General features: G+C 72.0%; 32 protein-coding genes and 1 pseudogene. 19 read left to right on the top strand and 14 right to left on the bottom strand.

All coding sequences use genetic code 11. The features are described from left to right. Positions 1-10: 10 nt before the first annotated feature. Positions 11-736, top strand: a complete 726-nt coding sequence (locus ACYVOM_RS15015; protein WP_460303960.1) for a DUF981 domain-containing protein — start codon at positions 11-13, stop codon at positions 734-736. Between the two features lie 10 nt (positions 737-746). On the opposite strand, the gene ACYVOM_RS15010 is transcribed toward ACYVOM_RS15015, so the two are convergent. From ACYVOM_RS15010 to ACYVOM_RS15000, 3 genes are read right to left on the bottom strand one after another with little or no spacing between them, the layout of a single operon-like run. After that, on the bottom strand, positions 747-1,736 hold the full coding sequence (locus ACYVOM_RS15010) for a heme-dependent oxidative N-demethylase family protein (RefSeq protein ID WP_460303959.1): 990 nt from the start codon (positions 1,734-1,736) through the stop codon (positions 747-749). 13 nt (positions 1,737-1,749) lie between these two features. Then, positions 1,750-2,676, bottom strand: coding sequence for a PDR/VanB family oxidoreductase (locus ACYVOM_RS15005; RefSeq protein WP_460303958.1), 927 nt, complete (start codon positions 2,674-2,676; stop codon positions 1,750-1,752). A gap of 49 nt (positions 2,677-2,725) precedes the next feature. Then, on the bottom strand, positions 2,726-3,190 hold the full coding sequence (locus ACYVOM_RS15000; RefSeq protein ID WP_460303957.1) for a dimethylamine monooxygenase subunit DmmA family protein: 465 nt from the start codon (positions 3,188-3,190) through the stop codon (positions 2,726-2,728). A gap of 634 nt (positions 3,191-3,824) precedes the next feature. On the opposite strand from ACYVOM_RS15000, the gene ACYVOM_RS14995 reads away from it, so the two are divergent. Beyond that, positions 3,825-4,403: a helix-turn-helix domain-containing protein gene (locus tag ACYVOM_RS14995; protein ID WP_460303956.1), complete on the top strand. Its 579-nt coding sequence runs from the start codon at positions 3,825-3,827 to the stop codon at positions 4,401-4,403. A 222-nt stretch (positions 4,404-4,625) separates the two neighbouring features. Here ACYVOM_RS14995 and ACYVOM_RS14990 read toward each other — a convergent pair. From ACYVOM_RS14990 to ACYVOM_RS14980, 3 genes and pseudogenes are all read right to left on the bottom strand, one after another. Continuing rightward, positions 4,626-5,051: pseudogene (locus ACYVOM_RS14990) on the bottom strand (EF-hand domain-containing protein); the annotation flags it as partial. Between the two features lie 135 nt (positions 5,052-5,186). Continuing rightward, positions 5,187-5,984, bottom strand: a complete 798-nt coding sequence (locus tag ACYVOM_RS14985; protein WP_460303955.1) for an SDR family oxidoreductase — start codon at positions 5,982-5,984, stop codon at positions 5,187-5,189. A 235-nt stretch (positions 5,985-6,219) separates the two neighbouring features. Next, a complete protein-coding gene (locus ACYVOM_RS14980) occupies positions 6,220-7,464 on the bottom strand; it encodes a cytochrome P450 (RefSeq protein WP_460303954.1) in 1,245 nt (414 codons plus the stop codon). A gap of 189 nt (positions 7,465-7,653) precedes the next feature. On the opposite strand from ACYVOM_RS14980, the gene ACYVOM_RS14975 reads away from it, so the two are divergent. From ACYVOM_RS14975 to ACYVOM_RS14965, 3 genes are all read left to right on the top strand, one after another. Then, the gene (locus tag ACYVOM_RS14975; RefSeq protein WP_460303953.1) at positions 7,654-8,748 is read left to right on the top strand and encodes a tyrosine-protein phosphatase; all 1,095 of its coding nucleotides are present in this window, start codon (positions 7,654-7,656) and stop codon (positions 8,746-8,748) included. 218 nt (positions 8,749-8,966) lie between these two features. Then, positions 8,967-9,638, top strand: a complete 672-nt coding sequence (locus tag ACYVOM_RS14970) for a FadR/GntR family transcriptional regulator (protein ID WP_460303952.1) — start codon at positions 8,967-8,969, stop codon at positions 9,636-9,638. Then, positions 9,635-10,462 (top strand): ABC transporter ATP-binding protein, encoded by an 828-nt coding sequence (locus ACYVOM_RS14965; protein WP_460303951.1) that lies wholly within the window; start codon positions 9,635-9,637, stop codon positions 10,460-10,462. The genes ACYVOM_RS14970 and ACYVOM_RS14965 overlap by 4 nt, the downstream gene beginning before the upstream one ends. Positions 10,463-10,838: 376 nt before the next feature. On the opposite strand, the gene ACYVOM_RS14960 is transcribed toward ACYVOM_RS14965, so the two are convergent. Together ACYVOM_RS14960 and ACYVOM_RS14955 are read right to left on the bottom strand one after the other, a co-directional pair. Beyond that, entirely contained in the window at positions 10,839-11,318 is a 480-nt protein-coding gene (locus tag ACYVOM_RS14960; RefSeq protein ID WP_460303950.1) for an LLM class flavin-dependent oxidoreductase, read from the bottom strand. A gap of 146 nt (positions 11,319-11,464) precedes the next feature. Beyond that, complete coding sequence (locus tag ACYVOM_RS14955) at positions 11,465-11,773, bottom strand: hypothetical protein (protein WP_460303949.1); 309 nt, start codon at positions 11,771-11,773, stop codon at positions 11,465-11,467. A gap of 338 nt (positions 11,774-12,111) precedes the next feature. Here ACYVOM_RS14955 and ACYVOM_RS14950 point away from each other — a divergent pair, with 338 nt between their 5' ends. From ACYVOM_RS14950 to ACYVOM_RS14905, 10 genes are all read left to right on the top strand, one after another. Further along, a complete protein-coding gene (locus ACYVOM_RS14950; protein WP_460303948.1) occupies positions 12,112-12,642 on the top strand; it encodes a hypothetical protein in 531 nt (176 codons plus the stop codon). A 28-nt stretch (positions 12,643-12,670) separates the two neighbouring features. Further along, positions 12,671-13,816, top strand: coding sequence for an SRPBCC family protein (locus ACYVOM_RS14945; protein ID WP_460303947.1), 1,146 nt, complete (start codon positions 12,671-12,673; stop codon positions 13,814-13,816). Positions 13,817-13,853: 37 nt separating this feature from the next. Next, entirely contained in the window at positions 13,854-14,321 is a 468-nt protein-coding gene (gene gvpJ / locus ACYVOM_RS14940) for a gas vesicle protein GvpJ (RefSeq protein WP_460303946.1), read from the top strand. Beyond that, on the top strand, positions 14,318-15,106 hold the full coding sequence (locus ACYVOM_RS14935; RefSeq protein ID WP_460303945.1) for a GvpL/GvpF family gas vesicle protein: 789 nt from the start codon (positions 14,318-14,320) through the stop codon (positions 15,104-15,106). The genes gvpJ and ACYVOM_RS14935 overlap by 4 nt, the downstream gene beginning before the upstream one ends. Before the next feature lie 3 nt (positions 15,107-15,109). Continuing rightward, the gene (locus ACYVOM_RS14930) at positions 15,110-15,358 is read left to right on the top strand and encodes a gas vesicle protein GvpG (protein ID WP_460303944.1); all 249 of its coding nucleotides are present in this window, start codon (positions 15,110-15,112) and stop codon (positions 15,356-15,358) included. Then, complete coding sequence (locus ACYVOM_RS14925; RefSeq protein WP_460303943.1) at positions 15,358-15,834, top strand: gas vesicle protein; 477 nt, start codon at positions 15,358-15,360, stop codon at positions 15,832-15,834. The genes ACYVOM_RS14930 and ACYVOM_RS14925 overlap by 1 nt, the downstream gene beginning before the upstream one ends. After that, entirely contained in the window at positions 15,827-16,615 is a 789-nt protein-coding gene (locus tag ACYVOM_RS14920; protein WP_460303942.1) for a GvpL/GvpF family gas vesicle protein, read from the top strand. The genes ACYVOM_RS14925 and ACYVOM_RS14920 overlap by 8 nt, the downstream gene beginning before the upstream one ends. Beyond that, entirely contained in the window at positions 16,612-16,848 is a 237-nt protein-coding gene (locus ACYVOM_RS14915; RefSeq protein ID WP_460303941.1) for a gas vesicle protein, read from the top strand. Before ACYVOM_RS14920 ends, ACYVOM_RS14915 begins: the two co-directional genes overlap by 4 nt. Further along, positions 16,845-17,192, top strand: a complete 348-nt coding sequence (locus tag ACYVOM_RS14910; RefSeq protein ID WP_460303940.1) for a gas vesicle protein K — start codon at positions 16,845-16,847, stop codon at positions 17,190-17,192. The genes ACYVOM_RS14915 and ACYVOM_RS14910 overlap by 4 nt, the downstream gene beginning before the upstream one ends. Positions 17,193-17,265: 73 nt before the next feature. Beyond that, positions 17,266-18,117 (top strand): LLM class flavin-dependent oxidoreductase, encoded by an 852-nt coding sequence (locus ACYVOM_RS14905; protein WP_460303939.1) that lies wholly within the window; start codon positions 17,266-17,268, stop codon positions 18,115-18,117. A 37-nt stretch (positions 18,118-18,154) separates the two neighbouring features. Here the strand turns inward: ACYVOM_RS14905 and ACYVOM_RS14900 are convergent, their stop codons facing one another. Next, complete coding sequence (locus tag ACYVOM_RS14900) at positions 18,155-19,000, bottom strand: acyl-CoA thioesterase domain-containing protein (RefSeq protein WP_460303938.1); 846 nt, start codon at positions 18,998-19,000, stop codon at positions 18,155-18,157. Between the two features lie 145 nt (positions 19,001-19,145). Here ACYVOM_RS14900 and ACYVOM_RS14895 point away from each other — a divergent pair, with 145 nt between their 5' ends. Next, positions 19,146-19,880, top strand: a complete 735-nt coding sequence (locus ACYVOM_RS14895; RefSeq protein WP_460303937.1) for a hypothetical protein — start codon at positions 19,146-19,148, stop codon at positions 19,878-19,880. A 25-nt stretch (positions 19,881-19,905) separates the two neighbouring features. On the opposite strand, the gene ACYVOM_RS14890 is transcribed toward ACYVOM_RS14895, so the two are convergent. Continuing rightward, complete coding sequence (locus tag ACYVOM_RS14890) at positions 19,906-20,649, bottom strand: maleate cis-trans isomerase family protein (RefSeq protein WP_460303936.1); 744 nt, start codon at positions 20,647-20,649, stop codon at positions 19,906-19,908. Positions 20,650-20,768: 119 nt separating this feature from the next. Here ACYVOM_RS14890 and ACYVOM_RS14885 point away from each other — a divergent pair, with 119 nt between their 5' ends. After that, a complete protein-coding gene (locus ACYVOM_RS14885; RefSeq protein WP_460303935.1) occupies positions 20,769-21,260 on the top strand; it encodes an extracellular catalytic domain type 1 short-chain-length polyhydroxyalkanoate depolymerase in 492 nt (163 codons plus the stop codon). Beyond that, a complete protein-coding gene (locus ACYVOM_RS14880) occupies positions 21,257-21,529 on the top strand; it encodes a hypothetical protein (protein WP_460303934.1) in 273 nt (90 codons plus the stop codon). Before ACYVOM_RS14885 ends, ACYVOM_RS14880 begins: the two co-directional genes overlap by 4 nt. A gap of 54 nt (positions 21,530-21,583) precedes the next feature. On the opposite strand, the gene ACYVOM_RS14875 is transcribed toward ACYVOM_RS14880, so the two are convergent. Beyond that, positions 21,584-22,756: a hypothetical protein gene (locus ACYVOM_RS14875; RefSeq protein WP_460303933.1), complete on the bottom strand. Its 1,173-nt coding sequence runs from the start codon at positions 22,754-22,756 to the stop codon at positions 21,584-21,586. A gap of 133 nt (positions 22,757-22,889) precedes the next feature. After that, positions 22,890-23,450, bottom strand: a complete 561-nt coding sequence (locus tag ACYVOM_RS14870; RefSeq protein WP_460303932.1) for a PadR family transcriptional regulator — start codon at positions 23,448-23,450, stop codon at positions 22,890-22,892. Between the two features lie 115 nt (positions 23,451-23,565). Here ACYVOM_RS14870 and ACYVOM_RS14865 point away from each other — a divergent pair, with 115 nt between their 5' ends. Next, complete coding sequence (locus tag ACYVOM_RS14865; protein WP_460303931.1) at positions 23,566-23,958, top strand: nuclear transport factor 2 family protein; 393 nt, start codon at positions 23,566-23,568, stop codon at positions 23,956-23,958. Positions 23,959-23,964: 6 nt separating this feature from the next. Here the strand turns inward: ACYVOM_RS14865 and ACYVOM_RS14860 are convergent, their stop codons facing one another. After that, complete coding sequence (locus ACYVOM_RS14860; protein ID WP_460303930.1) at positions 23,965-25,542, bottom strand: AMP-binding protein; 1,578 nt, start codon at positions 25,540-25,542, stop codon at positions 23,965-23,967. Then, positions 25,539-26,870 (bottom strand): cytochrome P450, encoded by a 1,332-nt coding sequence (locus ACYVOM_RS14855; protein ID WP_460303929.1) that lies wholly within the window; start codon positions 26,868-26,870, stop codon positions 25,539-25,541. The genes ACYVOM_RS14860 and ACYVOM_RS14855 overlap by 4 nt, the downstream gene beginning before the upstream one ends. Between the last annotated feature and the right edge of the window lie 120 nt (positions 26,871-26,990).

The following is a 26,990-nucleotide window of genomic DNA, read 5'->3' as shown; positions in this document are numbered from 1 at the left end:
GGGGGCTTGAATGAAGCTCGCGGATGCGGAAGCCGTCCAGGCCGCGCTCAAGATCAACTGGGCCGAGATGCCCACGTACAACACGATCATGGCGGTCGCGGCGGGGGCGGGCCTCCTCCTGGTCGTGGGCCTATGGAAGCGGCTTGCCGAGCCCCGCGCAGAGCTGCACACCGAGGGATTCGCGCTGGCGTTCGGCGTCCTGGGGACGATCCTCACGCTGACCGGCCTGCACATGACCCTCACCTGGCCGCTCGCCGCCGGCGGTTTCCCATTCGACAACATCATCTTCGGTGAGCCGTCTCTCGCGTTCGGCGTGCTGCTCCTGGGCGCGAGCGTCTACCTGTGGCGGCGCGGACGCATCCTCGAGGAGCACCCGGAACGCGAGAGGCACCTCGCCGGGCTCGCCGGACCCATCTCGGTGTTCGTGTTCGGCATGGGCCTGGCCTGCTGGGGGATCGCTGCCGCCGGGGTCTGGTACAAGCTGTTCGCCGCGCCGAAGGAGGAGCCGATCTCGGGCCTCCTCGCCGACCACCCGATGGTCGAGGCGGTGTTCATCTCGCTGCTGTACTTCCTCGTCGGGCTCGGCGCGGTCCTGTTCCCGTTCGCGCTCGGCGGGCGCCGTCCCGGACTGGCCAAGGTGCTCCTGTGGTGCTGGGCGATCGCGGGCGTGCTGTTCCTGCTGTTCGGCGCGCTCAACTACTTCACGCACATCGGCCTCATCGTCAACACGATGTGACCCGCGCGGCTCACCCCGCCGCCGCGCCCAGCCAGGCGACGGCGCCGTCACGGTACGCGCCGAGGCCCTTGTACTCGACGAGGTCGTCCGGCAACTCCGCCAAGACCGCCGCGAGCCTGCGTCCCCACTCCGGGACGCGGGCGATCTCCCGCAGGGACAGGAGATAGGTGCGGATGAGGAACAGGACCGCGCCGGACGGCGCGAGCCGCAGCAGGTGCTGGACCTCGACCCGCAAGTGGAGGGTGTCGCCGAGCGTCTCGGGCGACGCGGCGGCACGCGCCCGCTCCGGACCCCACTCGGGATAGGCCTCCATCGAGGTGTCGAGGCGGCGGCCCACGGTCATCGACCAGTTGGTCCGCCGGTACTCCCGGCCTGCCGGGAGCCGCATCAGGAACGCCTGGGCGCGCGGGATGACGCCGTTCGCGTGGACGCGCGGGACGGGCCCGTGCACTTCGAGGAACGGCATGCCGACGTCGAAGTGCAGCGACCAGGAGGCGGCGAAGGTGACCAGGCCGGCGTCCGCCCAGAGGGCGTCTTCGCGCTGGTCGAGCAGGACGATGTCCTCCTGGACCTGGCTCCCGGCGAACGCGAGCGGCCCGCCCGGTACACCGGCGTCGTCTCCGACGGTGAAGTCCAGGACCATGCCGAGGAGGTCGTTACGCCAGGACAGGCGCCCGCCGCCGAGGTCGGCGAGTGCCATCGCGCCGGGGTTGCTCGCGGCCAGTTCGCGCAGGAGGTAGACGAGCGCGTCCCAGCAGGCCGCGCGCATGTGCGGCAGGACCGTGCACCGGCTGGGGTCCGCCGCCAGGACGCGGGCGCGTTCGGCGAGTTCCGCGCGGTAGTCGTCGTCGACGTCGACGACGGTCTCGCCCCAGCCGCCCGCCGGGGTGCGCACGGGGGCGCGGGCCGGCTCCACGTTGGTGGCATAGCGGTAGCTGTCGGAGGAGAACGGGAAGGGGAACCGTGCGGTGCGTCCGCCGGACGCCGTCGTGAAGGCCATGTGCGTCTCCCGGCTACAGGTCGAGTTCCAGAGCGGTGCCGCGGGACACGCAGCACATGATCGCGGTGTCGGAGGCCCGTTCGGCCTCCGACAGGTAGAGGTCGCGGTGCTCCGGCCGTCCGCCGACGACCGGAACGCGGCATTCACCGCAGACGCCCTGGCGGCACAGGTTCGGCACCTCGATCCCGGACGTCGCGAGCGCGTCGAGGAGGCTGACGCCGGACGGGACGTCGAGGATCCGGCCGCTCCGCAGCCGCGCGGTGAAGGGCGCACCCGGATCGAGGTCCGCGCCGGCGAAACGCTCGACGTGGACGCGTTCGGCGGGCCATCCCGCGGCGCCGGCGAGGATTCCGACCCCGTCGATCATGCCCGGAGGCCCGCATACATAGAGGTGCGTGCCCAAGGGCTGGGCCCGCAGGCGCGCGTGGACGGCAGCGAGGAGGGTTTCCCGTCCCGTGCACGCCTGCAGCCTGTCGCCGCACAGGTCGCGGAGTTCCGCCAGGTGTGCCGCGCCGCCTTCGGCGTGGCCGTACAGCAGGAGGAAATCGCGGTCCCAGGCCAGGGCTGCGCGGACGTGCGACAGCAGCGGCGTGATGCCGATGCCGCCCGCCACGAACAGGTGCCGCCGGGCCGTCGCGACCGGGGCGAAGGCGCTGCGGGGCGCCGACGCGCGCACCGTGTCGCCCGGGACGAGCCGGTGCATCCAGGCCGAGCCGCCCGCCCCTTCCGGCCTGAGCAGCACCGAGACGGGGTACTCGGCGGACACGTCGCCCGATCCGGTCAGCGAGTAGGCATTGCGGGTGCCGTCGCATTCGAAGACGAGGTGGCTGCCGGGCACGTAGGCCGGCAGCGCACCTCCGTCAGGCCGCGCGAAGCTCAGCGACCGCACCCCGGGCGCCTCGTCGACGGCCTTGCGGAGCACGAGTTCCAGCCCGCTCACCGTTCGGCCTCCGATGGGCGCTCCGAGCCGCGCTGTCGCCGGGTCCGCCTCACGCGACGACCTCCGCGTCGGCCTGGTAAGCGAGGTAGGCCGCGAGCCGACGGGAGAAGTGGTGGTGGCAGACGAGGGTGAGGCCGCAGCCTCCGCACAGGAGGAGGTCGCCCGCACCGATGTCACCGGACGTGACATGACGGCAGTGCGCGCAGTACACACGGCGCCGCCCCACGGCCGTCGCGTGCATCCGGATCTCGACGGGCAGCGCCCCCGCCCGCACCGCCTCACCGCGCAGGAACAGCACCTCGTGCTCTGGCCCGCACAGCATCAGCCGCCAGCCGACCGACGCCGCGGCGAGCCTCTCCCGGAACGCCGCGAGGACCCCGTCGCCCAACTCGGCCGCATAGGAGACCCACGCCGTCGCCCCGGCCTCCTCGATCCGCTGCGCCCAGGCCGCGGCGACCGGCCTGGCCGCCTCCCCGAGCGCCAGCACCGCGTAGTCCTTCCCCGTGGCGTCCACCTCCGGCGCCTCCCGGCCGAACCGGGGCGCACTCGTCGACCCGGGATCGACACCCACCGCCTCGCTCTCCCGCACCCGCCCCGCCTCCCTCGCCGCCGGACACGCGCACCCGGCATCCACCTACAGGAAACCAAGATAACCAGCACGAAACCCCCAGGGGTTGCCCGCCTGTTAACCCAAGCTACAAACAGCCGCCCACCCAAGACCCATCAACCAACCGACTCCACGCACCGCCCAGCCTGCCCGGGCAGCACTCCACTCTGTTAGAGCAGCCGACCCGCCCCACGCAGCCCCACCCCCGCCCCGACACAGAGGCGAATTCGTCCAGGCGGTCTGATCCGGCTGAGCGTCGACGGGCTCAGGTGGCAGCGGGCGCTGTCCGCAGACAGCGCTTCGGGGAACTCGTGCCCGATCGCTCCCGGGCCCGTCGCCCGAGAAGCGCCCACTGCCGCGTGGAGCCGCTCGACACCGCCCGGCACCCGACCGGCCTGATCGAAGGCCTACCTCGTTCTCCGCATGGGTGCGCGCCGAGATGATGCAAGGAGCCGGTGGCCCGGAGGCGATGGAGAGGAGATGGTCGGCGGGGTCGGGCCGACGGGGATCCGCGGGGGTGGGCTGGGCCTATCCTGGGCTGGTGTCGCTTGAGGAGATCATCGCCGTTCGGGTGCGGGAGTACCGGTTGAGCAGGCGTGTCTCGCTCGCCGGGCTGGCGGAGGAGACCGGGATCTCGAAGGCGATGCTCTCCAAGATCGAGAATGCGCAGACCTCGTGCAGCCTTTCCACGCTGGCGCGCCTGGCGGACGCGCTCGAGGTGCCCGTGACCGCGCTGTTCCGCGGCGTGGAGGCCGAACGCGAGGCGGTCTTCGTGCCGGCCGGGCACGGGGCGCGGATCGTCCGGCGCGGCAGTAATGTCGGCCACCTGTACGAGCAGCTCGGGTCGCTGCGCGGCGAGCACAAGCGGATCGAGCCGCTGCTGGTGACCCTCACCGAGGCCAGCGAGGTGTTCCCGCTCTTCCAGCACGCGGGCACCGAGTTCCTCTACATGCTCGACGGCGTCATGACCTACGGGCACGGCACCTCCCGCTACGAGATGGCCCCGGGCGACTCCCTCCAGTTCGACGGCGAGGCACCGCACGGACCGATCGAACTCCGGGAACTCCCCATCCGGTTCCTCTCCGTCACCGCTTACGGCGCCCTCGCGCACCCACCCTGACCGGGCCGGGTCCCGCCCAACGGGCAGGGCCGCGCGGCGTTCCGGGCGCCTTCCCGCCGTCCTAGCGGCGGTGGCGGCCGGAAGACCGCGCGGCCGAGCCCTCCGGGATAAGCGCGTGGCTTCGGTGGGGAAGAGGCCGAAGAGCCAGGCGCCCGGGGTTCCGGGGGTGTCGCCCGCCCAAAAGTCACGCCAGAGCAGCAGGAACTCGGCACGGGACAGGTAGCCGTCCCCGTCGAGGTCGAGCCGCGGGAAGACGGTGTCGGTGTCGGTGGGCCGACCCGTCCAGGCCTCGATCATTGTGCGGTACTCGTTCCGGGAGATGCGCCCGTCGCTGTTCTCGTCGATGGCCTCGAACATCGCCTCTGCGGTGGCGTCCATCGCCTCTGGCGCGGCGGGCAGCGTGTCCACCACGGCCAGGACCTCGTCGAGGCCGACCCTGCCGTCCCCGTCGGTGTCCGCCGCGGCACGCAGGATCGGCCACCATCCCGTCATCACCCTGGTCAGCCCTGTGTGGTCGGCGTCGGCGCGCACGGCCGTCCAGCGGGCCGCGAGGTCTCGGAAGTCGGACTCGGTGAGCGCGCCGTCCCCGTCGACATCCATCGCCGTGAAGATGCCGCGAATTTTGCCGCGCTGGAACGTGTTCGCCATGCCACAGATCGTGGCCGCACGAACCCCGGCCGCACCAGTGGCCCCAGAGCGGTACCGACATCACCATCGGGTAACGGTGAAATCACCTTTGGTGACGGTAACGATCGGCCTTATCGCACCACCACGGAGTGCGCCTCAGAGCTCGTAGCGGCCGAGGACGTCACGCTTGCCCGGCGCGAGGAACTTCCGGGCCATCCGTCCCGTCGTGAGCCAGGCGATCGCATCGCCGTTCCTGCCGCTGGCCAGAACCTTGTCGACGAGATACGGCGCCACGTCGTCCACGTGGTCGCACAGGATGTTGAGGATCTTGCGCTGGCTCGACACCTGGTCGGGGGCGACCGCGGCCTCGCGGAGCCAGCCTTCGGTGATGAGGATGCCGGGGCTGATCTGGCCGATCCGCACGTTCGTCCCGGACGCCTCCTTGACCAGCGCACGGGTGAACGAGTCCAGACCCCGCTTCGTCGCGGAGTAGACGCCCATGCCCGGGCGGATGCGGCCGTCGCTGCCGCCGCCGAGCACGTTGAAGACCTGCCCGCCGCCCGCCGCGAGCATGCCCCGGACCGCCACTTGCGCGCCGAACACGGTGCCGAGCATGTTGGTAGTGACCATCGCCCGGACTTCCCCGGGCGTCGTCTCCACGATCGGCCGGGTCGTGTGCGCGACGCCCGCGTTGTTGATCCACAGGTCCACTCCGCCGAGCGCGGCGACCGCCGCCTCCCACAGTCCTTCGACGGCCGCGGCGTCGGTCACGTCCACGGCGTGGCCGTGGACCTCGGCCTTGTCCGCCGCTTCCGGGCGCAGTCTCTCCACGGCGTCTTCGACCGATTCCCGGCTCCGTCCGGTGACGACCACGGAGTTGCCCCTCCGCAGCAGTTCGCGGGCGAGGGCGAAGCCGATGCCCTTGGTGCTTCCGGTGATCACTGCCTTGCGCATGGCGACTCCTGTGACGAGACGGACCGGATCCCACGGCGACACAGCCTGTCCGACACGTCCGGGGGGAACGCCGGACATCGCCCGTCGACGGCGCGATCTTACGCCGCCGCCTACGCGCTCCGACACCCTTCGTTCCCTCTAGGGAAACAACATTTCCCTAACGACCGGGCCCGCCACCGCCGCTACCTGCGGCTTCTCTTACGCGTCCCGCATGGACGGCCGCCTTCGGCGCTTTTCACGACGCGTCCCATGCGATCGGCATGTACTCGGGGCCTTGGATGACGGCGCCCGACTTCCATACGACGTCATCGGCCGAGCCTGCGAAGCGGAGGCCGGGCAGCCTCCCGATCAGCGTCGCCAGGGAGACCTGGAGTTCCATCCGGGCGAGCTGGGCGCCGAGGCAGTAGTGCGCGCCGTGCCCGAACCCGAGGTGCGGCGTCTCCTCGCGGGAGAAGTCGAGCCGGTCGGCGTCGGTGTAGACGACCCCATCCCGATTGGCCGACGACAGCGCGACGAGGACCGGGTCCCCCGCCCGCACCGTGCCTCCGCTCAGCTCGACGTCTTCGCGCGCGTACCGCGGTATCGCCGCCCCGCTGCCCAACGGCACATAGCGCATCAGCTCCTCCACCGCGCGGGGGATCGACTCCGGCCGCTCGCGCAGCGCCGCGAGGCGGCCGGGCTCGACGAGCAGCGTGTAGACGAAGTTCGGGATCTGCGTCGCGGTGGTCTCATGGCCCGCGACGAGGATGCTCACGCCGAGCACGACGAGTTCCCTCTCGGTGAGCCTGTCCCGTTCGTCACGGGCGGCCACCAGCGCGCTCAGCAGGTCGTCCTTCGGCTCCCGCCGGTGGTCGGCGACGAGCCCTTCCATGTAGCCGAGGAGCCGCGCCGAGGCGTCCATGACCTCCGCCTCGGTGTACTCGGTGGTCGACAGCAGGGCCTCCGACCATTGGCGGAACAGGCCGCGGTCGGCGTAGGGCACGCCGAGCAGTTCGCAGATGACGGTGACGGGCAGGGGCAGCGCGAAGTCCGCGACGAGGTCGGCGGGCGGGCCCGCCGAGATCATCCGGTCGACGAGCTCGTCGGCGATGGCCTGGGTGCGCGAGCGCAGCAGTTCGACGCGCCGCGCGGTGAACGCCTTGGCGACGGACCCGCGCAGCCGCGTGTGCTCGGGTGCGTCCAGCGACATGATGCTGTCGGGAATGCCTTCGTACGGCCGCATGCGCGGCTCGTCGTGCTCGACGGAGGCCGCTCGGCTGAACCGCGGGTCGGCCAGCACCGTCCGTACGTCCTCGTGCCTGGTGACGAGCCAGGCGGGCTCGCCGTAGGGCAGCCGTACCGGGCACAGGGGTTCGGTCTCCCGCAGATCGGCGTAGTCGGAGTCCACGTTGAGCCTGTCCGGGGCGTGGAACGGGAAGGCCCGCACCTCGGCCTCTTCCAGTCCTGCGGTGTCGGGTCGGGTCGCGGGTGAGTCGGTCATGGCGCCTCTCCTTCGGGACGTCCTCGGACCGCCGCGATGGGCCGTCGAGGGGGCTCCGGATGGAGGTGCCCCCAGCCCCGCCCTCCTCCTCTTTCACACGCGACTTCTTTACTCCGCCTTGAATCATTAAAGGTCCGTTGTTTACTCGTTTCCCTTCCCGTTCATCTGGCGGGAGGAACGTTCCGGGTCATGAAGAACCTGACATCGGTCAAGGCGGTCTCGACCGTGGTGGCGTCCGCCGCCCTCGTGATCGGCGCCGCCGCGACCGGGGCCGCCGCCTCCCCACCGCACTACAAGAACGACCACCACCCGAAGGGGCAGCACTCCCAGCGCATCCCCTTCACCGAGGCGACGGTCAAGGCGGGCAACGACGGCTCGTTCACCATCACCTGGAACGCTCCCGGAGTGAAGCACGTGGCCGTCGAGGCGGCCGGAAAGACCGTGGCCCGCGGAGACGGCTCAGAGACCGTCCGCGTCAAGGGGCTGCCCTCCGCCGACCGGCAGTGGTTCGACCTCGTTCCGGAGCACGGAGGCTCCCTGCACCTCGCCGACCGCCTCGTGAAGCTGGACGGCACGGTCAACTTCCGCGACGTCGGCGGCTACCGAACCGCGAACGGCCAGTGGGTGAAGATGGGCGAGATCTACCGCACCGACGCCCTCGACAAGCTCACCTCCGCCGACCAGGCGAAGCTCAAGCGGCTCGGCGTGGAGATCGTCTACGACCTGCGCATGGACTCCGAGCGCGCCTCCGCGCCCGACAGGCTCCCCGCAGGCATCCGGCACGTGATCGCCGACGTCTCCGGCGGCAGCGGCTCCTACACGATGCCGACCACCGCCGAGGCCGCGGCTCAGATGATGGTCCAGGGCGAGCGGAGCATGGTGACCTCCGCGGTCTCCCAGGCCGCCTACAGCAGCGTCTTCGACGGCCTGTCCGATGACGACCTCCGCGCCGCCCTGTACCACTGCACGGCCGGCAAGGACCGGACCGGTTGGGCCACCGCGTCCCTGCTCACCGCGCTCGGCGTCCCGCGCGCCACGGTCATGGCCGACTACCTGGCGAGCAACGACTACCGCGCCGCGGCCAACGCCGCCGCGCTCGCCTCGATGCCCGCCGCCCAGGCCGAGATCTACAAGCCGCTCATGGACGTCCGCGCCGAGTACCTCGACGCCGGATTCGACCAGGTCGAGAAGTCCTTCGGCACCTTCGCCGCCTACGAGAGGCAGGGTCTGGGGCTGACCAAGGCCGAACTGAAGGAGCTCAAGGAGACACTGCTCGTCGGCTGACCTTTCCCGCTCCCGAGGCACCCGGCAGCAGCCGGGTGCCTCTGTCCCTTTCCTCCGCACCCACTCCTCAGACAAGCTGATGGGCTCATGCGGCCTGACCTGCAACATTCGGTTCGACATGCTGTGAACCGGGTGTACGCTGGCAGCGTCAAGATCAGATGAGCCGATCGTGCGGAATGATCACGCAGGCCGGTCGGAGCGGGCGAGAGGGAGCGGACATGACGGCACCCCTACAGCGGCATCCGCTCGCGGCGCAGGCCGCCGAGGCGCTGCTGGCCCGCATCCGCGCCGGCGAGTGGGGGCTCGGGCACCGCCTGCCCGGCGAGACGACCCTGGCCGCCCAGCTCGGGATCGGCCGATCCACGGTACGCGAGGCCGTCCGCGAACTGGCGGGCAAGGGCGTGCTGGACTCCCGGCAGGGCGTCGGAGTGTTCGTCACCGCCCTGGACGTCACCGAGGATTGGGACGCGGTACTGCGCCGCGCGTCGGTCGCCTCGGTCCTGGAGGCCCGGCTCGCGATCGAGGCCGAGGCGGCCGCGCTGGCCGCCGCACGGCGCACGCCGAACGACCTGCGCGCGGTGCGGCGGGCGCTGGCCCACCGGGCGGTCGCCGGACGGTCGGCCGAAGACCATGTGGACGCCGACATGGCCTTCCACCGCGCGGTGATCGTCGCCGCGCACAACGATGTGCTCGTCGAACTGTTCGACAGCTTCGTGCCACGCGTCCGCACCGCCATGGTCGACATGATGCGCACGCGCCCACCGGCCTCCCCCGAGGCCGATCACACCGCACACGAGGAACTCACCGAAGCGATCGCGCGGCGCGATCCTCTGGCCGCCGCCGAACTGAGCCGCGCCCACCTGACCGGGCTGAAGGAGGCCTACGCATGATCCCCCAGCACTCCCCCGACACCGTTCTGGAACTCAGGGACGTGACCTACCGCCGGATCGACAAGGAGATCCTGCACGGGATCAGCTTCAGGGTCACCGAAGGCGAGCACTGGGCCATGCTCGGCCCGAACGGCGCGGGCAAGAGCACGATCCTGGGCTTCTGCGGCGCGGTCGCCCACCCGACCTCGGGCACCGTGGAGGTGCTGGGCGGACGGCTCGGTCGGGTCGAACTCCAGGCGCTGCGCCGGCGGATCGGGCACGTGAACCCGCGGCACCCGCTGCGCATTCCACTGAGCGTCCGCGAAACCGTGCTCACCGGCCTGACCGGGACCATCGAGCCGCAGCTGCGGTGGCGGCCAGAGCCCTCGGAGCTCGCCAAGGCCGACGCCCTGATCGCCGATCTCGGCCTCGCAGGCAAAGCCGAGGATCGCTGGCCGACCCTCTCCCAGGGAGAGCGGGGCCGCACCCTGATCGCGCGCGCCCTGATCAGCGACCCGCGGCTCCTGCTCCTGGACGAGCCCTCCACCGGCCTCGACGTCGCAGCCCGCGAACAGCTCCTGGAGACCCTCGACCTCCTCTCCGAGACCAGGCCCCGGCTCGCCTCGGTCCTCGTCACGCACCACCTGGAGGAGTTGCCCGCCTCGACCACGCACGCCCTCCTCCTCTCCGAGGGCCGGGTCGTCTCCTCCGGCCCCGTCGACACCGCCCTCACCACACCCCACGTCACCACGGCCTTCGCCCACCCCATCGAAGTCCACCGCCACGACGGCCGCTGGACCGCCCGAGCCGTCCGCCTCCGCGCCCTCACCTCCCCAACCCCCTGACACCACGCCCATGTAAAGGGCCTCCGCTCCCATTCGGGCGAGACCCGCAGGCTGCGAGAGCATGGGTACGGCCCGTCGAGAACTCCTCCCCCATGTGGGCGAGGAGCTCAACACGCTCGAAAAGATCCCGCGCCACCACCGCGCCCGCTTCCACAGCGTGCAGCCCGCCGCGCGCCCGGTCCCTCCCCCAGGCACGCCGCTCTCCTGCCGCGAGTTCGGCCGCGCGCCCGGCCGAAGGCGTTGAAGAGGTCCAGCGTCGCCTACCGGTCGTTTCCGTCGTCCCATCGCAGCAGGACCTGGAACAAGACGGTGATCTGCCGGGCTTCCTCGACCAAGGCGCCAGGGACGAAGGTGCCGGCGAAAAACCGGCGGCGGGTCAGTCGCCCTCGGTCCGACGGGCACCCGCACCCCGCACCCCGCACCCCGCACCCCGCACCCCGCACCCCGCACCCCGCACCCCGCACCCCGCACCCGAAAGGCTGCCACGGCTGGCCGACGAACGCTCTGCGTCAACGGCGGCCCGGCTGCCGCGCGCACCGCGCGATCCACCGCGATGACGACGGCGGCCTCGGTGGGCAGGAGGGCGTCGGGGTCGCCGGCGCGCATGGGTGCGGAAGTCCGAGCAGCGGGGGTCGCCGCGGCGCGGCGCGGCGTGCGGTGCTCCCCCGGTGGCCCGGCTCAGCCCGGGATCGACCCGTCCGGGGTGCGGGCAGGCGAGGGCGCCGAACTGCTCGGCGACCGCGTAGGGCGCGTGGTTGGGCAGCAGAACCGCGCCGGAGCCGACGGTCAGCGTGGTGGTCGCGGCGAGGATCTGCGCGGCCGGGACGGCCGGGGCGGACGTGGCCGGCAACCTCATGTTGCTCGCATCCAAGGAGTGGGACCTTCTGGTTGTCATCGGGAAGGGCGCGCACGCCCGAAGGGCGCCTCTCGGGAAGAGGCGCCCTTCGGGCTTCTCGGTAGTGGGTGCGAGGCTCAGGGGTCGATCACGGGGCCTGGCAGTGGTCACCAGCCTCCGTTGCCGCCCCAGTCGCCGCCGCCGCCGTTCCAGCCACCACCGCCGTTCCAGTCACCACCGCCGTTCCAGCCGCCGTCGCCATGCCAGCCGCCATCACCGTGGTAGCCGCCATCGCCGTGCCAGTCTCCGTCGCCGTGGTTCCAGCCGTTGTCGTAGCCGTCGTGGTATCCGTGATCACCGTGGTATCCGTCGCCTGGGCCGTCTCCGGCCGACGCACCTGACGCCGCCGCGAGCACTGCTCCGAACGCCACGGCTCCTGCCATCACCGTCCGGCGCACGATCGTGGAAGACATCATTTTCGGTTCCTCCTCATCATGGATGAGCGATCCGGAAACTCCACACTCGCACACCAACGCGAATGGTCCGCAACGACTGCCGATATTACCCAAAGCCGCATTCTCGCACCCTCCATGAGCGCCCCGCGAAAAAGGCGATCATGTCTGCTACCACCAGCGAGAACACCAGGTGCGGGGTGATCCTCGGCCTCGCATTCACCGGACCTCCAAAACGTCTGCTTCATCGGGTTTTAACTCCGTTTCGATCACGGCTTCGGGCATAGCCTGAGGATGGCGGCGAGATATACCCGACGGTAAGGGGGACAGGTATGAAAGGCGGAGGTCAAATAGCTCTCTCGGTGCTGTTCGGATATGTGCTGGGACGCTCGCACAAGGCCAGAACCGCGGCGATGCTCGCGTTGATGGTCGTGGCCGGGCGCTCCTCCGGGGACATCGTCGAGATGCTGCGCCGCGCCGGACTCGACAAGGCCCTCACCGACCTGCGCGGGCAACTCGCGGAGACCGGCAAGGGCATCGCGGAGAAGGCCGGCACGACGGGCACGGGCTCGCTCGGCGACCTCGCCGACGTCCTGCTGGGCTCCCGCGACAAGGAGTCCGGCGGCGACGAGAGCGCCGAGGAGGGCGAGCGCGCGGACGAGCACACGGAGCAGGACGAAGACGAGCGGGAGAAGCCCGCACGCCGAGCCAGGGAGAAGCGGCACGAGGACGACTACGAAGAGGACTCCGACGACGAGTACGAGGACTACGCCGAGACCGACGACTACCCCGACGAGGAGGAGCCGGAGCGCCGCGCGCCCTCGCGGGCCGCGGAAGCCGGACGGCGCGACGCCGAACGCGGATCACCGCGCAAGAGGACGGCGGCCCGGTAGACGGGCACGGCGAGGGGAGACTGGAGACATGGCCGAGGACAAGGACGCGCGGGACGGACGGGGTGCCGGCGCCGTCGGCGGCCTCCTGACGGGGCTCGCGGACAAGGCGCTGAAGGCGGCGGCCGACAAGGTCTCGCACAAGATCGACGATACGGCGCACAGCCTGCTCGACAAGGCGAAGCAGGAGGACGGAGGCGGCCCCGGCGTCCAGGCGGCGATGTCCGGACTCGGCGCGCTCAGTGAAGGCAAGGGGCCGGTACGGGCCGCGCTCAGCGCCGGGATGTCCGGCCTCACGGCGAAGCTCAAGGGCTCCGGCGGGAAGAAGAAGCTGAAACTGACCAACATCGTCGAGACCATCGACGTGGGCGCCCCCCTCCAGCTCACCTACAACCAGTGGACCCAGTTCGAGGACTTCCCGACGTTCACGAAGAAGGTCGAGCAGGCCGACCAGTCCGACGACATGAAGGTCCACTGGAAGGCCCAGGTCTTCTGGTCGCACCGCGAGTGGGAGGCGACGATCCTCGAGCAGGTGCCCGACAGCCACATCATCTGGCGGTCCAAGGGGGCCAAGGGACATGTCGACGGCGCGGTGTCGTTCACCGAACTCGGCCCGAATCTCACCCGGGTCTGCCTGGTGATGGAGTACCACCCGCAGGGGTTCTTCGAGCGCACCGGGAACCTGTGGCGCGCTCAGGGCCGCCGGGCGCGTCTGGAACTCAAGCACTTCGCGCGGCACGTCATGGTCCACGCCCTGGCCGATCCCGACCAGGTCGAGGGCTGGCGCGGGGAGATCCGCGACGGCGAGGTCGTCTCGACCGGCGAGGAGACCTCCGAGGACGAGCGCGCGAACGGATCCGCCGAGGAGGCCGAGGAGTCGGCGCACGAGCATGACGGCCAAGAGAGGCCGCAGCATGAGCACGAAGAGGAGCACCGCCGTCCGCGTGAGCACGCCGAGCACCGGCGCCCACGTGAGCACGAGGAGGACGGAGAAGGCCACCGCGGGCGTGAACGTGAGCGTGAGCCGGCCCGCGAAGGGTCCGAGCGCGAGGGAGCCGATCCCCGCCGGGCGCGGCGCAGGCCGCCCGAACCCGCACGGCAGCCGGCCCGGCGCCGTCCGGCCGAGGCCGAGGACCGGCCCCGGGTGAAGCAGCCCGCGCCGCGAGCGGGCAGATGAGCCGCGCGGAGGCGGCTCGGAGCGGAGGTGAGCACCGATGTCAGTGCAGTCCTACCGAGGGGCGCCCTCCCCTGTCGAGCGGGCGCCCGGCGGCGGTCTCGCCGACGTGGTCGCCCTGATCCTCGACAAGGGCCTGGTCATCGACGCGTTCGTGCGGGTGTCGCTGGTCGGCATCGAGGTGATCACGATCGACGCCCGGATCGTCGTGGCGAGCGTGGACACGTTCCTGCGGTTCGCCGAGGCGACGAACCGCCTGAACCTGTACGAGGAGGGCAAGGGCGGCGAGGGGCTGCCCGACCTGGTCGAGGACGTCACCGAGGGCGGCACGCAGAAGGTCGCCCAGGGCAAGGCGCGCGGCGTCATCGAGGCGACGAAGGAGGCCTTCTCCGGCCTGTCGCAGGACGACGACGACGACGGCAGGGCCGAGTACGCGGAAGAGGAAGAAGAGGAGCGCGCGCCCGCCGAGGCGGGGGCCCGCCACCGTGAGAGGAGGCGGGAGCGATGACGACGCCGGCCAACGGCGCGGCCGCCGACGCGCCGCCCGTCGAGGAGACCGCGTGCTACGTGTTCGGCATCGTGCCTGCCGGGGCGCGGTTGCCCGAGGACCTCGTCGGCCTGGACGGCGAGCCCGTACGGCTCGTCGAGCGCGGCGGGGTCGCGGCGCTCGTGGGCGGGATCAACCCGCGCGGGCCGCTCGGCGCGCGCGACGAACTGCTCGCCCATGAGGACGTCGTGGCCGCTGCGTCGGAGGCGACCGTGATCCTTCCCTTCCGCTTCGGCTCCGTCGTCACGGCCGACGACGCGGTGGCCGAGGAACTGCTCGCGCCGCACCACGCCTGGTTCGCCGACGTCCTCGCCGACCTGCGCGGGCGGCGTGAGTTCGTCGTCTCCGGCGCCTACGACGAGGAGGCGGTGCTGCGGGAGATCATGGTGGAGCGGCCGGAGATCGCGGATCTGCGCGCGGCCATCGGGGACAAGCCGGTGGAGGCCTCCTACGGCGAGCGCCTACAGCTCGGCGAGTCCGTCGTCCGAGCGCTCGACGACAAGCGCGCGGCGGACACGGACGTCCTCCTGTCGGCTTTGGAGCCCTACTCGGTGGGGGCGGCGCTGCGCGACGCCGCGGGCGAGACCGCCGCGGCCGAGGCGGCGTTCCTGGTCGCCGACGACGACCTTCCGGAGTTCGAGGACGCCGTGGACGCGCTGGGCGAGCGGTGGGCGGGGCGGGTCTCGCTGCGCCTGCTCGGGCCCCTCGCGCCGTACGACTTCGTTCCCGTCCTTGAGGAGGTGTGAGCGATGGGCCTGGTCACCGGACTGCTCACCCTGCCGCTGGCCCCGGTCCGCGGCGTCGCATGGCTCGCCGAGTGCCTGCGCGACGAGGCCGAGCGCCAGCTCTTCGATCCGGCCGAGATCCGCCGGGAGCTGGCCGAGGTGGCGCGCGCCCGGGAGGCGGGCGAACTCACCGAGGACGAGGCCGACGCCCTGGAGCAGGCGCTCCTCGACCGGCTGACCGGCCGCCGCCCGAGCTCTGAGCGGAGGCCGTGATGAGCGAGCCCCTCACCCGAAGCGAGCTGTCCGGCTATGCCCGGCAGCCTCCCGCGGCGACGCGGCGCGGTGAGCCGGCGAACCTCGCCGACATCCTCGAGCGGGTCCTCGACAAGGGGATCGTCATCGCCGGGGACATCCAGGTCAATCTGCTCGACATCGAGCTGCTGACGGTGAAGCTGCGGCTGGTCGTCGCGTCGGTCGACCGGGCCAAGGAGATGGGCATCGACTGGTGGGAGCACGATCCGACACTGTCGTCGCACGCCCGCTCGTCCATCGACGAGGAGAACCGGAGGCTGCGCGCCCGCGTCGCGGAGCTTGAGGCCGAATCCGAACTGGAGGGCGAGGCCGAGCTTGAGGCCGAATCCGAGCTTGCGGGCGAGACCGAGCTGGAGAGGGAGGCGGATCTGGAGGCGGACTCCTCCACGGAGGACCGCGAGTACGCCGAGGACCGGGAGGAGAGGCGCCGTGGGTGAGCCCGGGACGGGCTGCTACGTCTACGCCGTAGGCCGCGGCCTGTCTTCCGACGCCGTCGACGGGGTACGGGGCATCGGCGGAGAACCCGTCCGACTCGTCGAGGAGGGCGGGCTCACGGCCGTCGTCAGCCCCGTCGGCCTCGCGGAGTTCGGCGAGGAGCCGTTGCGCCGCAACCTGGAGAGCCTGGCCTGGTTGGAGTCCACCGCACGCGCCCACCACGGCGTCATCGACGCGCTCGGTGCGACCGTCATCCCCCTGGGCCTCGCCACCGTCTACCGCTCTGAGGAGCGGGTGCACGCGGCGCTGCGGGAGCGGGGCGGGGAGTTCGCCGGAGCGCTGGACCGGGTGGGCGGACGGACCGAGTGGGGCGTGAAGGTCTACGCCGATCCTCCGGCCCGCGCCGAGCCCGCGGCGGCGCCGGCCGGCTCGGGGTCCCGCCCTGGCACGTCCTACCTGCGGCGGCGCCAGGAGGAGCGGCACAGCGAACGCGAAGGGCGGCTCGCCGCGCTGCGCGCCGCCGAGGAGATCGACGCGGCCCTGCGCGACGTGTCGGTGGACATGCGGAGGCACCGCGCGCAGGACCCCGGCCTGTCCGGCGAGCCCGGGTGGATGGTGCTCAACGCCGCCTACCTCGTGGACGACTCCGACGGCGCCCGGTTCCGGGCCGCCGTCGCCGCCGAAGGCGCGCGCCACCCGCGGCTGCGGGTCAGGATCACGGGGCCGTGGGCGCCGTACTCGTTCGCCGTCGTCGAGGAGGCCGCCGGGGAGGGGGAGCCGTGAGCGTCAGCCGGGCCCTGGAGCCGCAGCGCGACGGGTACGCGCGCGGCGAACCCGTCGCCTTGGTCGATCTGCTGGACCGGCTGCTGGCGGGCGGTGTCGTCATCGCCGGGGACATCGTGATCTCGATCGCGGACGTGGACCTCGTGCACATCTCGCTCCGCGCGGTGATCGCCTCGGTGGGACCGGAGATCGAGCGGATCGCGGGCGAGCCGATGGGGGCCGCGCCGCCGTGACCCGCCCCTACCGGAGCGGGGAGGAGGACGGCCGCGAGCGCCGCGCGGTGCAGGGCCGGAGGCTCGCGCACCGCCTGGAGACCGATCCGGAGGCCGTGCAGCGCGATCTGGTCCGCCTCGTCCTCACACTGGTCGAGCTGATCCGCCAGCTCATGGAGCGGCAGGCGCTGCGCCGGGTGGACGCGGGTGACCTGCCGGAGGAGAAGGTCGAGGAACTCGGCCTCGCGCTGATGCGGCTGGAGGAGGCGATGAAGGAGCTGGAGGAGCGCTTCCATCTCGACCGCGCGGATCTCAACCTCGACCTCGGCCCCCTAGGCACCCTGCTGCCTCCCGAGGACCGCTGAACGGCCGAACTCCTGGTTCTCATTCACGAGACGTACCTTGGCATCGCACGAAAATATCGTTACCGTCGCCGCTATGCGGCAGGGACTGTGCGTACCGAACCTCGGCGAGTTCGCGGACGCGCGCCGGGTCGCCGAGCTGGCGCGGCGTGCCGAGGCCGCCGGCTGGGACGGGTTCTTCCTGTGGGATCACGTGGTCTTCCCCTTCGCCCCGCTCGACGTCGGCGATCCGTGGACGGCGTTGACCCTGGCCGCCGCCGCGACCGAGCGGATCCTGCTCGGGCCGCTGGTCACCGCGGTCGCGCGGCGCAGGCCCGGCACGCTGGCGCGGCAGACCACCTCGCTGGACCGGCTGTCGGGCGGCCGACTCGTGTTCGGCGCGGGACTGGGTTTCACCCTCGACGCCGAGTACGGAACCTGGGGTGAGCCGACGGAGCCGCGCGAGGTCGCCCGGAGGCTCGACGAGGGGCTCGACCTCCTGGCCGCGTTGTGGTCGGGCGAGGAGGTCGACTTCACGGGAGAGTTCCTGACCGCCCGGAAGGTCAGGTTCCGCCCCTCCCCCGTGCGGTCGCCGCGCCCTCCGGTGTGGATCGGATGCGACTGGCCGCACCGCGCGCCCCTGCGCCGGGCCGCCCGCTGGGACGGTGTCGCACCGATGATGACCGACCCCGCCACCGGCGCGTGGAACGCGACCCCCGAGGCCGTCGCCGAACTCGTCGCGGCGGTCGAGGCGCTGCGCGAGGGCGCCGACGGGCCGTTCGACGTGGTCATCACCGGCCGCACCCCGGCCGACGCCGCGGCGCGCGCCTCCGCGTCGGTCGCGGCGATCGAGGCGGCCGGCGCGACGTGGTGGCTTGAGGGGTTCCGTCCGGGTCCGGGCGAGTATGCCGCCGCCGTCGCTCGGGCGGAGGCGGGCCCTGCGCGCTGACGGCAGATCCAGCCCGCGCCTTTACGCAGTAAGGTTCCTACCGGGCCGCGGGGTCCGGCGGGAGGGCGAGGGAAGCCACGGTGTTGGCCAGGGCGACGATCGAGCACGTGCCGATCGGGCCGCGCCGGTCGTGGACGGTGACGCTGCCCGTCGCCACGCCCTCCACGCTGAGGTGGGAGACGGCCAGGAGCCCGATGTCGGGGCCTTCGGGCAGGCGGCTCAGGGCGAGGGTGTAGTCGGCGTTGATGTAGTGCAGGCCCGCGGTCCCCCAGCCCGTCAGGGGGCTGGCCACGTCCCCCGCGAGGGCCGCCCGCACGAAGGGGGTGAGCGCCGCGCCCTCGACGAGATCGCGGTTCTCCCGCAGCCAGGTGCCCTTGCGGGACACGCCCTCCCACACCGACATGCGGTGGGCCGGGTCGGGCTCACCGTGCCCGTACGGCCACATGAGGAGCTCGTGCCCGTTGTCGGGCACGTCGGCGGGAGGCATCGGCGCCCCCATCGGGTCGTCGGCCTGCCAGACCCGGCCGGGCGGCTGCTCGCCGCGGCGCAGCTGCACGAGGCTCGCCCGGGCCGTCACGTCCCCGTCCTGGACGAGTTCGGCGTCGGCGATCAGGATCCGGCGGCCCTCGCGGACGGAGGCCGTCCGGACGGTGAAGGGCCGCATCCTCGTCGGCCGCAGCAGGTCCACGGTGAGCCGCGCGGGCAGGAACGCAGGGTCGCCGTGCCGGTCCTCCAGGCAGTGGGCCAGGATGCCGCCGACGGGGCGGCCGTTCATCATGTCGGCGCCCCACGGGCCGACCGCGCGGGGGCCGGGGAAGAAGGTGCCGCCTTCGGTGGTGAAGAAGGCTTCGGCGGCCGTGGTGCGCTGCGTGTCTTGCGTCAAGGGGGTGATCACAATCTGTGCGGGGCGAGCTGAAGAGCCGCCGGACGGAACCGAACGGCGTTACGCTCATCATGAAGCCCCGCCCTTCCCACGGAGAACGCGGCTCCCCCCGACGCGACGACCCCCGCGAGGACCACGACTTCCGATGTCCGTGCACGAGATCGAGGACGGGGTCGCCGACTCCATCCGCCTCCTGGACTCCGCCTTCCCCGCCGACGACCCGCGCGTGCGGTCCTGGATCGCCGCGCTGTACCGGTTCGAGGAGGACTGGGACTGCTCCTTCACCCGATTCCGGCTCATGGACGTCCTGCTCAGGCGCGGATTCGCCTACCGCTTCCCCCTCGACGCGCACCCCGACCACACCACCCGCCGGGAGTTCCTCGCCGGGCTCACCGAGTTCACCGCGCTACGGGAGGTCACCGCGCTACGGGAGTCCGAGGCGGCAGAGGACTTCGCCGGGCACGGCTCGTGGCTGGAGGACGGCTACGTCGACCCGCCGCACCTGTACTGCGAGGCCGGCACCGACCTGTGGCGGCGCATGGCCGACAGCGGGGTCCTGACGGGCCCCGACGCCGATCCCCCGGCCCGCGTCCCGCTGATCGAGGTCGTGGCGCAAGTGGCCGCCGCCGCGGAGGCCGAGGGCGACGTCGGCCTCATCGCCTTCTGGTACTGCCTGGGCGCGCAGGTTCTCCTCGAAGGCTCCCCCTGGTGGGCGTGCATGCCCGACGAACTCGCCGAAGTGCCCGTCCTGCGCGAACTGCGCGCCATCGTCGGCCGCACCCGCGCGCTGGAGGAGGCCCCGGACACCGATCTGCGCCCGGAGCCGCTCGACGAGGAGGATCCCGAGCACTGGTGGTTCGCCGGCCTGCTCGGGGACTGAACGGGCGAAGACCGCGGCCCGTTCCTTAGTGGTCGCGCAGGAGGCGGCCGGCGTGCGGGAGGCGGTCGCCGATGCCGTGGGAGCGCAGGGCGTGCCAGAGGGTCGCGGTGTTGATGGGGATGACGGGCTTGCCCAGTTCCGCCTCCAGGGTGCCCGCGAGGTCGACGAACGACAGGTTCGTGCCGACCTGGACGACGGCCTCGACGTCCGGCCCGTCGATCTCCGCGACGATCTCGCGCAGACGGTCCTCGGGGACCCGGGCGATGTCCATCGCGGTCGCGCAGCGCAGCCCGGTGATCGCCTCGACCCGGAACCCTGCCTCGGTGAAGAAGCGGCCCACCTCGACGTCGGCGACCGGCTGGTACGGGGAGAACACCGCGATCCGCCGGACGCCCAGTTCCTCCAGCGCCGCCCGGCACGCGGAGGCTCCGGTGGTGACGGGCAGGCCGGTGCGGTCGCGCAGGCGCTTCTCGAAGGCCGCGTTCCCCTCGACGCCGCCCCAGAACGTCTCGGCCGACATGCCCATCACCATCCGGTCGGGCTCGGCCGTGAGCACGTCGCGCACGGCGACGTCGATCGACGCCCGGATCTGCCCGAGGAGGGCCTGGAAGGCTTGGTCGTCGCCCATGACGGGGTCGGGGATGTACATCGAGCCCGCGCGGAACGCCACGCCCGGGGGCCCGGCCTTCCAGTAGTCGTGCTCGACCACGGTGTTCGTACTCGGCACGATCACGCCGAAGACGGCACGGGGACCCACGGAGTTCGTCATGCGCCCAGCATAGAGCCCGTTTCCATCATGGGAACAGGGTTTCTTTGACGGATACACGACGGCCCCAGGCCCGGGGTGACGGGATCGGGGCCGTTCCGGGGCGGCGGCACCGGGACCGTGTGCCGCCGCCCCGCGTTGCCGTCGCGGCCTTCGGCGCGAACCCCGGCGACCTGCGCATGTTCGCCTACGTCCCGGCGTCGCTGCCCGCGCGCGCCCCCGTCGTCGTGCTGTTCCACGGCTGCGGCGGCCAGGCGCAGAACCTCGACGTGAACACCGGCTGGCGCAAGTACGCCGACGCGCTCGGCTTCGCCCTCGTCATGCCCGAGCAGAAGCCGGAGAACGTCGGTACCGGCGGGCTCATCCCGCACCAGTGCTTCAGCGCCTCGAACCCGGCCGACCGGACCCGCGCCGGCCAGGGCGAGGCGGCCTCGGTCGTCGCGATGGTCCGGCACCTCGCGGCCGAGCAGGGCGCCGACCTCGGCCGCGTGTTCGCCACCGGCTACTCCGGCGGCGGCGCGGCGACGAACGTGATGCTCGCGGCCTACCCCGACTTCTTCAAGGCGGGCGCCGTGTTCTTCGGCATGGCCTACGGCTGCGCCGACACCGAGTGATCTCCCCGCGCTCCCTGGACTACCAGCGCGACCAGTGGACCGACGTGTTCGGGATCAGCCGCGTCCCCACCGCCACGACCGTGCCCGCCTCCGGCGTCACCAAGCGCGTCTACGGGAGCGGCCAGGTAGAGACGTACACGGTGAGCGGCATGGGCCACGAGGCCCCGGTCGATCCGGGCACCGGGCTCGCGAACTGCGGCCGGACGGGCACGGGCCACGACGCGATCTGCGGCCCGTACCACGCATCCGTCTTCTTCGGCCTCCTCTGACTCCGGCGCGCCGCGGGCCCGGACGCGGGAGGGAGCGTCCGGGCCCGCGGCGCGTCAGGGCGCGACGTTGGTGGTGATGTGGTCGGTGCCGGTCCACTGGTTGCGGCCGACGGCGTAGAGGCGGTCGCTGCCCGGGAGCTCGATCAGCCGGTAGTGGGCCTCGGGCGCCGACGAGACGACGGTCCAGGAGAGGCGGTTGTCGCTCAGGCGCAGGATGCGGCCCTTGCTCTCCTGGTAGTAGGTGTCGCCCTGCGGCATGAGACGGGTCAGGACGTCGGTCGCCCAGACGCGTCCGGCGCCGTCGACGACCACGCTGGACGGCGTGTTCGGGGTGTCGACCTGGTAGGTCCACGCGCCGTCCTTGTACCGCCAGATGAGCCGCCGGAAGTAGACCGACTCCTTCAGGCGCACCCACAGGCCGTCCGCGGCGCCGAGCATCGTCACCGTGTCGAGCTGCCGCCACTCCTCCGGATAGGCGACGGTCGTCCAGTCCGTGCCGTCCCAGGTGTGCAGGCCGTCCTTGTCGGCGTACCAGGCGCTGTCCGGACCGGTGATGCGGGCGGCGGCGGGCCAGGCGCCCGGCACCTCGGACCACTCGGCGCCGTTCCACCGCCGCAGCCCGTTCGCCGTCGTCGCCAGGGCGCTGTCGGCGCCGAAGGCGTGCAAGGCTCCGATGCGGGATCCCAGTTCGGCGTCGAGGTGCCAGCCGGTGCCGTTCCAGCTGTAGACGCGATCGCCCTCGAAGTACCACGCCGCCCCGGACGTCACCTCCAGGAGGCCGCTCTGCGATCCGTAGGCGTCCTCGGAGTTGGGCGCGTTGACCTTGGTCCACTTCGCGCCGTCCCAGTGGGCGAGGTACTTCCGGTACCGGTCGGGCAGGATGCCGACCAGGGAGGAGCCCTCGACCCAGACGTCGTCCGGGGTCGCCGCGTCGATGTCCTGCAGGGTCATGCCCAGCAGCGGGACGCCCATGCCGGGCAGCGCGTAGGTCTGCCAGGTCGAGCCGCCGGTCCAGCGCGCGACCGTGGGCCAGAGCGAGCCCAGCTTGGTGATCGCGTGCCAGACCTCGTTGGGGCCCACCGCCTCGATGTCGCCTACCGGAGTGGCCAGCGGCGTGAAGTAGACGTGCCGCCAGGCGTCCTCGGCCCCGGCGTGCGCCGCCGCGGGCACCGCGAGTGTCGCCGACAGGGCCGCCACGGCGGTCAGGCTGATGCTGCGGATTCTCATGCGGCACAGGATCCTGGGCGACGCCGCCGCGTTCATCGGCCGGGAAAACGAACCTCCGGCCTCCGGTGGTGATTCCCCCCTGACAACCTTCGGGGCTCTGTACAGAAAGTCCGGCCGGCTCTGTACAGCGGGATCAGACGCGGCTGGCGCGGCGGTCCAGGACCGCGAGGGCGTGCTCGGCCCAGCGGGCGTTCTCCCGTTCGAAGGACAGGCCGCGCAGCAGGCTCAGGTAGGGGCCGACCCTTTCGGCCTGGTCGAGGAACTCCTCCTCGGTGCGGCCGTCCAGCAGGCGGAGGCGGAACCGCTCGTAGCGGGCGGCCTTGGCCTCGGCCCACTGCAGGCGTTCGGCGATCGCGGCGCGGACCGCCGCGGCGTCGCCGGCGTCGACGGCCTGGACCTGCACCATCAGCTCCTCGCGCATCGCGCCGGGCCGGGGCGCGGCGGCGGTGAAGGCGCGGAGCACGGCGCGGCCTTCGGCGGTGAGGGAGAACAGCCGCTTGTTGGGGCGGCGCTCCTGCTGGACGACGCGAGCGCTGAGCAGGCCTTCGGCCTCCATCTTGTCGAGTTCGCGGTACAGCTGCTGCGGCGTCGCCATCCAGAAGTTGGCGAACGAGGCGTCGAACTCCTTGGCGAGGTCGTAACCGGAGGCCTCGCCCGCGAGGAGGGCAGCCATGATCGCGTTGCGGAGTGCCATACCCGCATCGTACCCGCGGCATTGAATAGTCAATTTGTTCAATAATCAACGCTGGACAGCACCACGCGGAGCTGCCTAAGGTCGAAGGAGAGGGTTCCGGCATCGAGGAGCAGACATGACCACCTTCCGCGCCGCCATCGAGGCCCGCGACATCGACGCCATCGCTGATCTCCTGGCCGACGACGTGGTGTTCACCAGCCCCATCGCGTTCCAGCCGTACGAGGGCAAGGCGATGACCCTCGCGATCCTGCGCGGCGTCATGCGCGTGTTCGAGGACTTCCGCTACCTGCGCGAGATCGGCTCCCCCGAGGACACCGACCACGCGCTGATCTTCCAGACGACGATCGACGGCAGGACCGTCCAGGGCTGCGACTTCCTCCACCGCAACGCGGACGGGAAGATCGACGAGCTGATGGTGATGGTCCGGCCGCTGTCCGGGGCCAACGCGCTCGCCGAAGGCATGGGCGCGCAGTTCGACCAGATCAAGGCCGAGGCCCTCGCCGGATGAGCGGCCTCAGGGCAACTCGCGCTTGATCACCTTGCCCGTGGCGGTCCGCGGGAGCGCGTTGAGGAACACGACGTCGCGCGGGACCTTCGCCCGGGACAGGTGCGCGGCGACGTGCGCCTTGACCGCGTCGGCGTCCAGTTCCCCCGACACCACCACGTAGGCGCGGAGCCTTCGGCCGAAGTCCTCGTCCGGCACCCCCACGACGGCCGCCTCGGTGATGTCCGGATGGCTCTCCAGCAGCTCCTCGACCTCGGCCGGATGAACGTTCTCGCCGCCCGACACGACCATGTCGTCGGCCCGTCCGGTGACGTGCAGGCGGCCTCCGTCGTCGAAGAAGCCGAGGTCGCCGAGCGGGAGCCCGGCAGCGCCGTCCCCTCCGGCGGCGGATCCCCCTCCGGAGGTGTAGCCCTCGAAGCGGGTCGGGCTGCTGACGTGGAGCCTGCCGACCGTGCCGGACGGGACCTGCGCCCCCTCGGCGTCCAGGACGGTGACCCGGGTCCCCGGCGGCGGGGTGCCGGCGCAGCCGGGCGCGGCGGCGAGGTCGGCCGGGGTGGCGATCGCGACGCACGAGGCCTCGGTCGAGCCGTAGAAGTTGTAGAGCACCGGGCCGAGCGCCGCCGTGGCGCGGGCGCTCAGTTCAGGGCTGAGCGGCCCTCCCCCGGTCACCGCGATGCGCAGGGCGCTCAGATCCGCCTGTGCGAAGCCGGGTTCGGCGAGCAGCCGGCTCAGCATCGTCGGGACGCCCACGAAGGCGGCGCAGGGCTGCTCGGCGAGCGCGGCGAGCACCCGTGCGGCGGAGAACCTGCGGTGCAGCACGAGCGGGCAGCCGAGCGAGAGCGCGAGTGACGCGGTCGTGAGGCCCCAGCCGTGGAAGAGCGGAGGCCCGACGAACACCGCCTCGCCGCCGCGGAAGGGGATGCGGCTGAGGACGCCGCCGGGCAGAGCCAGCGGGTCGGGCGGGGCGGAGGAGCGCCGCGCGCCCTTGGGACGGCCGGTCGTGCCGCTGCTCAGGATCACGAGGGTGCTGGGCTCGCGCGGCGCGGGCGGCGCCGTGCCCGGTTCGCGGCCGAGCCGGGCGAGGTCGCTCTCCTCGCCGTCGGCGGTGAAGGTCCCGTGGACGAGTTCGAGCCCGGCCACGCGCGGGGCGAACTCCGTGTCGTGGACGAGCGCCGTGAGGCCCTGCGCCGCGGTGACCGCGGCGAGTTCGGGGCCCGCCGAGTCGGTGTTCAGCAGGACGACGCGGGCGCCGAGCCGGGCCGCCGCCGTGAGCGCGATGAGGAAGCCGCGGTGGTTGCGGGCCAGGACGCCCACCCGGTCTTCGGGGCCGATCCCCTGGCGGGCCCAGGCCGTCGCCACGCCGTTCGCCGCCTCGTCCAGCGCGCGGTAGGTGAGCGTGCCGAAGTCGTCGACGACCGCGGTGCGGTCGCCGAAGCGCGCGGCGCCGACGGCCGCCGCCGCGCCGAGCGCTCCGTAGGCCCGTAGGGCGCGGGCGACCTTGCGCGCGGTGCCCGGGCCCATGGGGGCGAGCAGGCCCGCGCGGGCGCTCGCGCGGGCCCACGCCAGCCGGTCGAGGACCGCCGTCACCGGGACGCCTCCGGGCCCGATGAACTCGGCGCGGTGAAGGCGAACGGCATGCGCTTGATGCCGTTGATGAAGTACGACGCGAGGAAGTCGGGCTCGCCGTCCATCCGGACGTCGGGCAGCCGGGTGAGCAGCTCGCGCAGCAGCACCGTCATCTCGCGCTTGGCCAGGTGGGTGCCCATGCAGTAGTGCGGGCCGGGCGCGCCGAACGCGACGTGCGGATTGGGCGAGCGGGTGATGTCGAAGACGTGCGGGTCGGTGAAGACCGTCTCGTCCCGGTTCGCCGACGGGTAGACCATGACGACGATGTCGCCCTTCTTCAGCCGCACGCCGTGCAGCTCGGTGTCGCGGGTGACGTTGCGGCGGAACTGGATGACCGGCGGCGAGTAGCGCAGCACCTCGTCGATCGTGCCGCCGATCCTGCCCTCGAAGTCCTCCAGGAGCAGCGCGCGCTGCTCGGGGTGCTCGGTGAGCAGGCGGAGCGTGTGCGCGATCGCGTTGCGCGTGGTCTCGTTGCCCGCGGCGACCAGCAGCACGAAGAACGAGCCGATCTCCTGCGACGTGAGCGACTCGCCGTCGGCGTTGGGCGTGACGAGCTTGGTGACGAGGTCCTCGCCGCCCGAGCCGCGCCGTTCCTTGCCGAGTCGGCGGACCAGCCGGAACAGGTCGCTGCCCGCCTTGACGATCCGGTACGCGCCCCGCATCGTGTCCGCGACGCCCGGCGGCTTGTCCAGGTCGTCGGACTTCATGCCGTTGTACTCGGGGTCGGTGTAGCCGAGGATCGTGTTGGTGTGCCGCAGGATCATGTCCTGGTAGGTGTCCGGGATGCCCATGAGGTCGCAGATGATCTCGATGGGCAGCCGGGCGGCGACCTGGGCGACGAAGTCGTGCGGGCCCTCGGCGATGAGGTCGTCGACGATCCGGGCCGAGCGGCGGCGCAGGTCCTCGTCGATGCGCTCCAGCATGCGGGGGCTGAACGCGCGGGAGACGACGCGGCGGATGCGCGCGTGCTCGGGGTCGTCCATGTTGATCATCGAGCCGTAGAAGCGGCTCGCCCAGACCGGCATCTCCATGAGCGTGTTGGAGGCGGGCTCGCTGCTGAACAGCTCGGCGTTGCGGCTCGCGGCGAGCACGTCGGCGTGCCGGGACACGACGTAGAAGCCGGGTGCGGACTTGGTGAACGGGATCTTCACCAGGGGCACGAAGGGCATGGCCTCCATCTGGCGCATCTTGGCGAACGCCTCGGTCCGGAAGGACTCGGGCTTCGTCCAGAACGTCATTCCCGTGAGTTCGTACTCACGCAACTCCGGGGGCACGGCGGGAGCGGACACGGTTCACCTCGTCAGCGCTGAGACATCCGCATGAATATGTCTCAGTACCGAACGCGCGTCAATGTGACCCGGATCACGTGGGCGGGAGAGCGTCCGAACGCACGGGGAGAGGACGCGCCG

Source organism: Actinocorallia aurea, from assembly GCF_054783995.1.
This window is presented reverse-complemented; position numbering and strand designations above follow the sequence as displayed.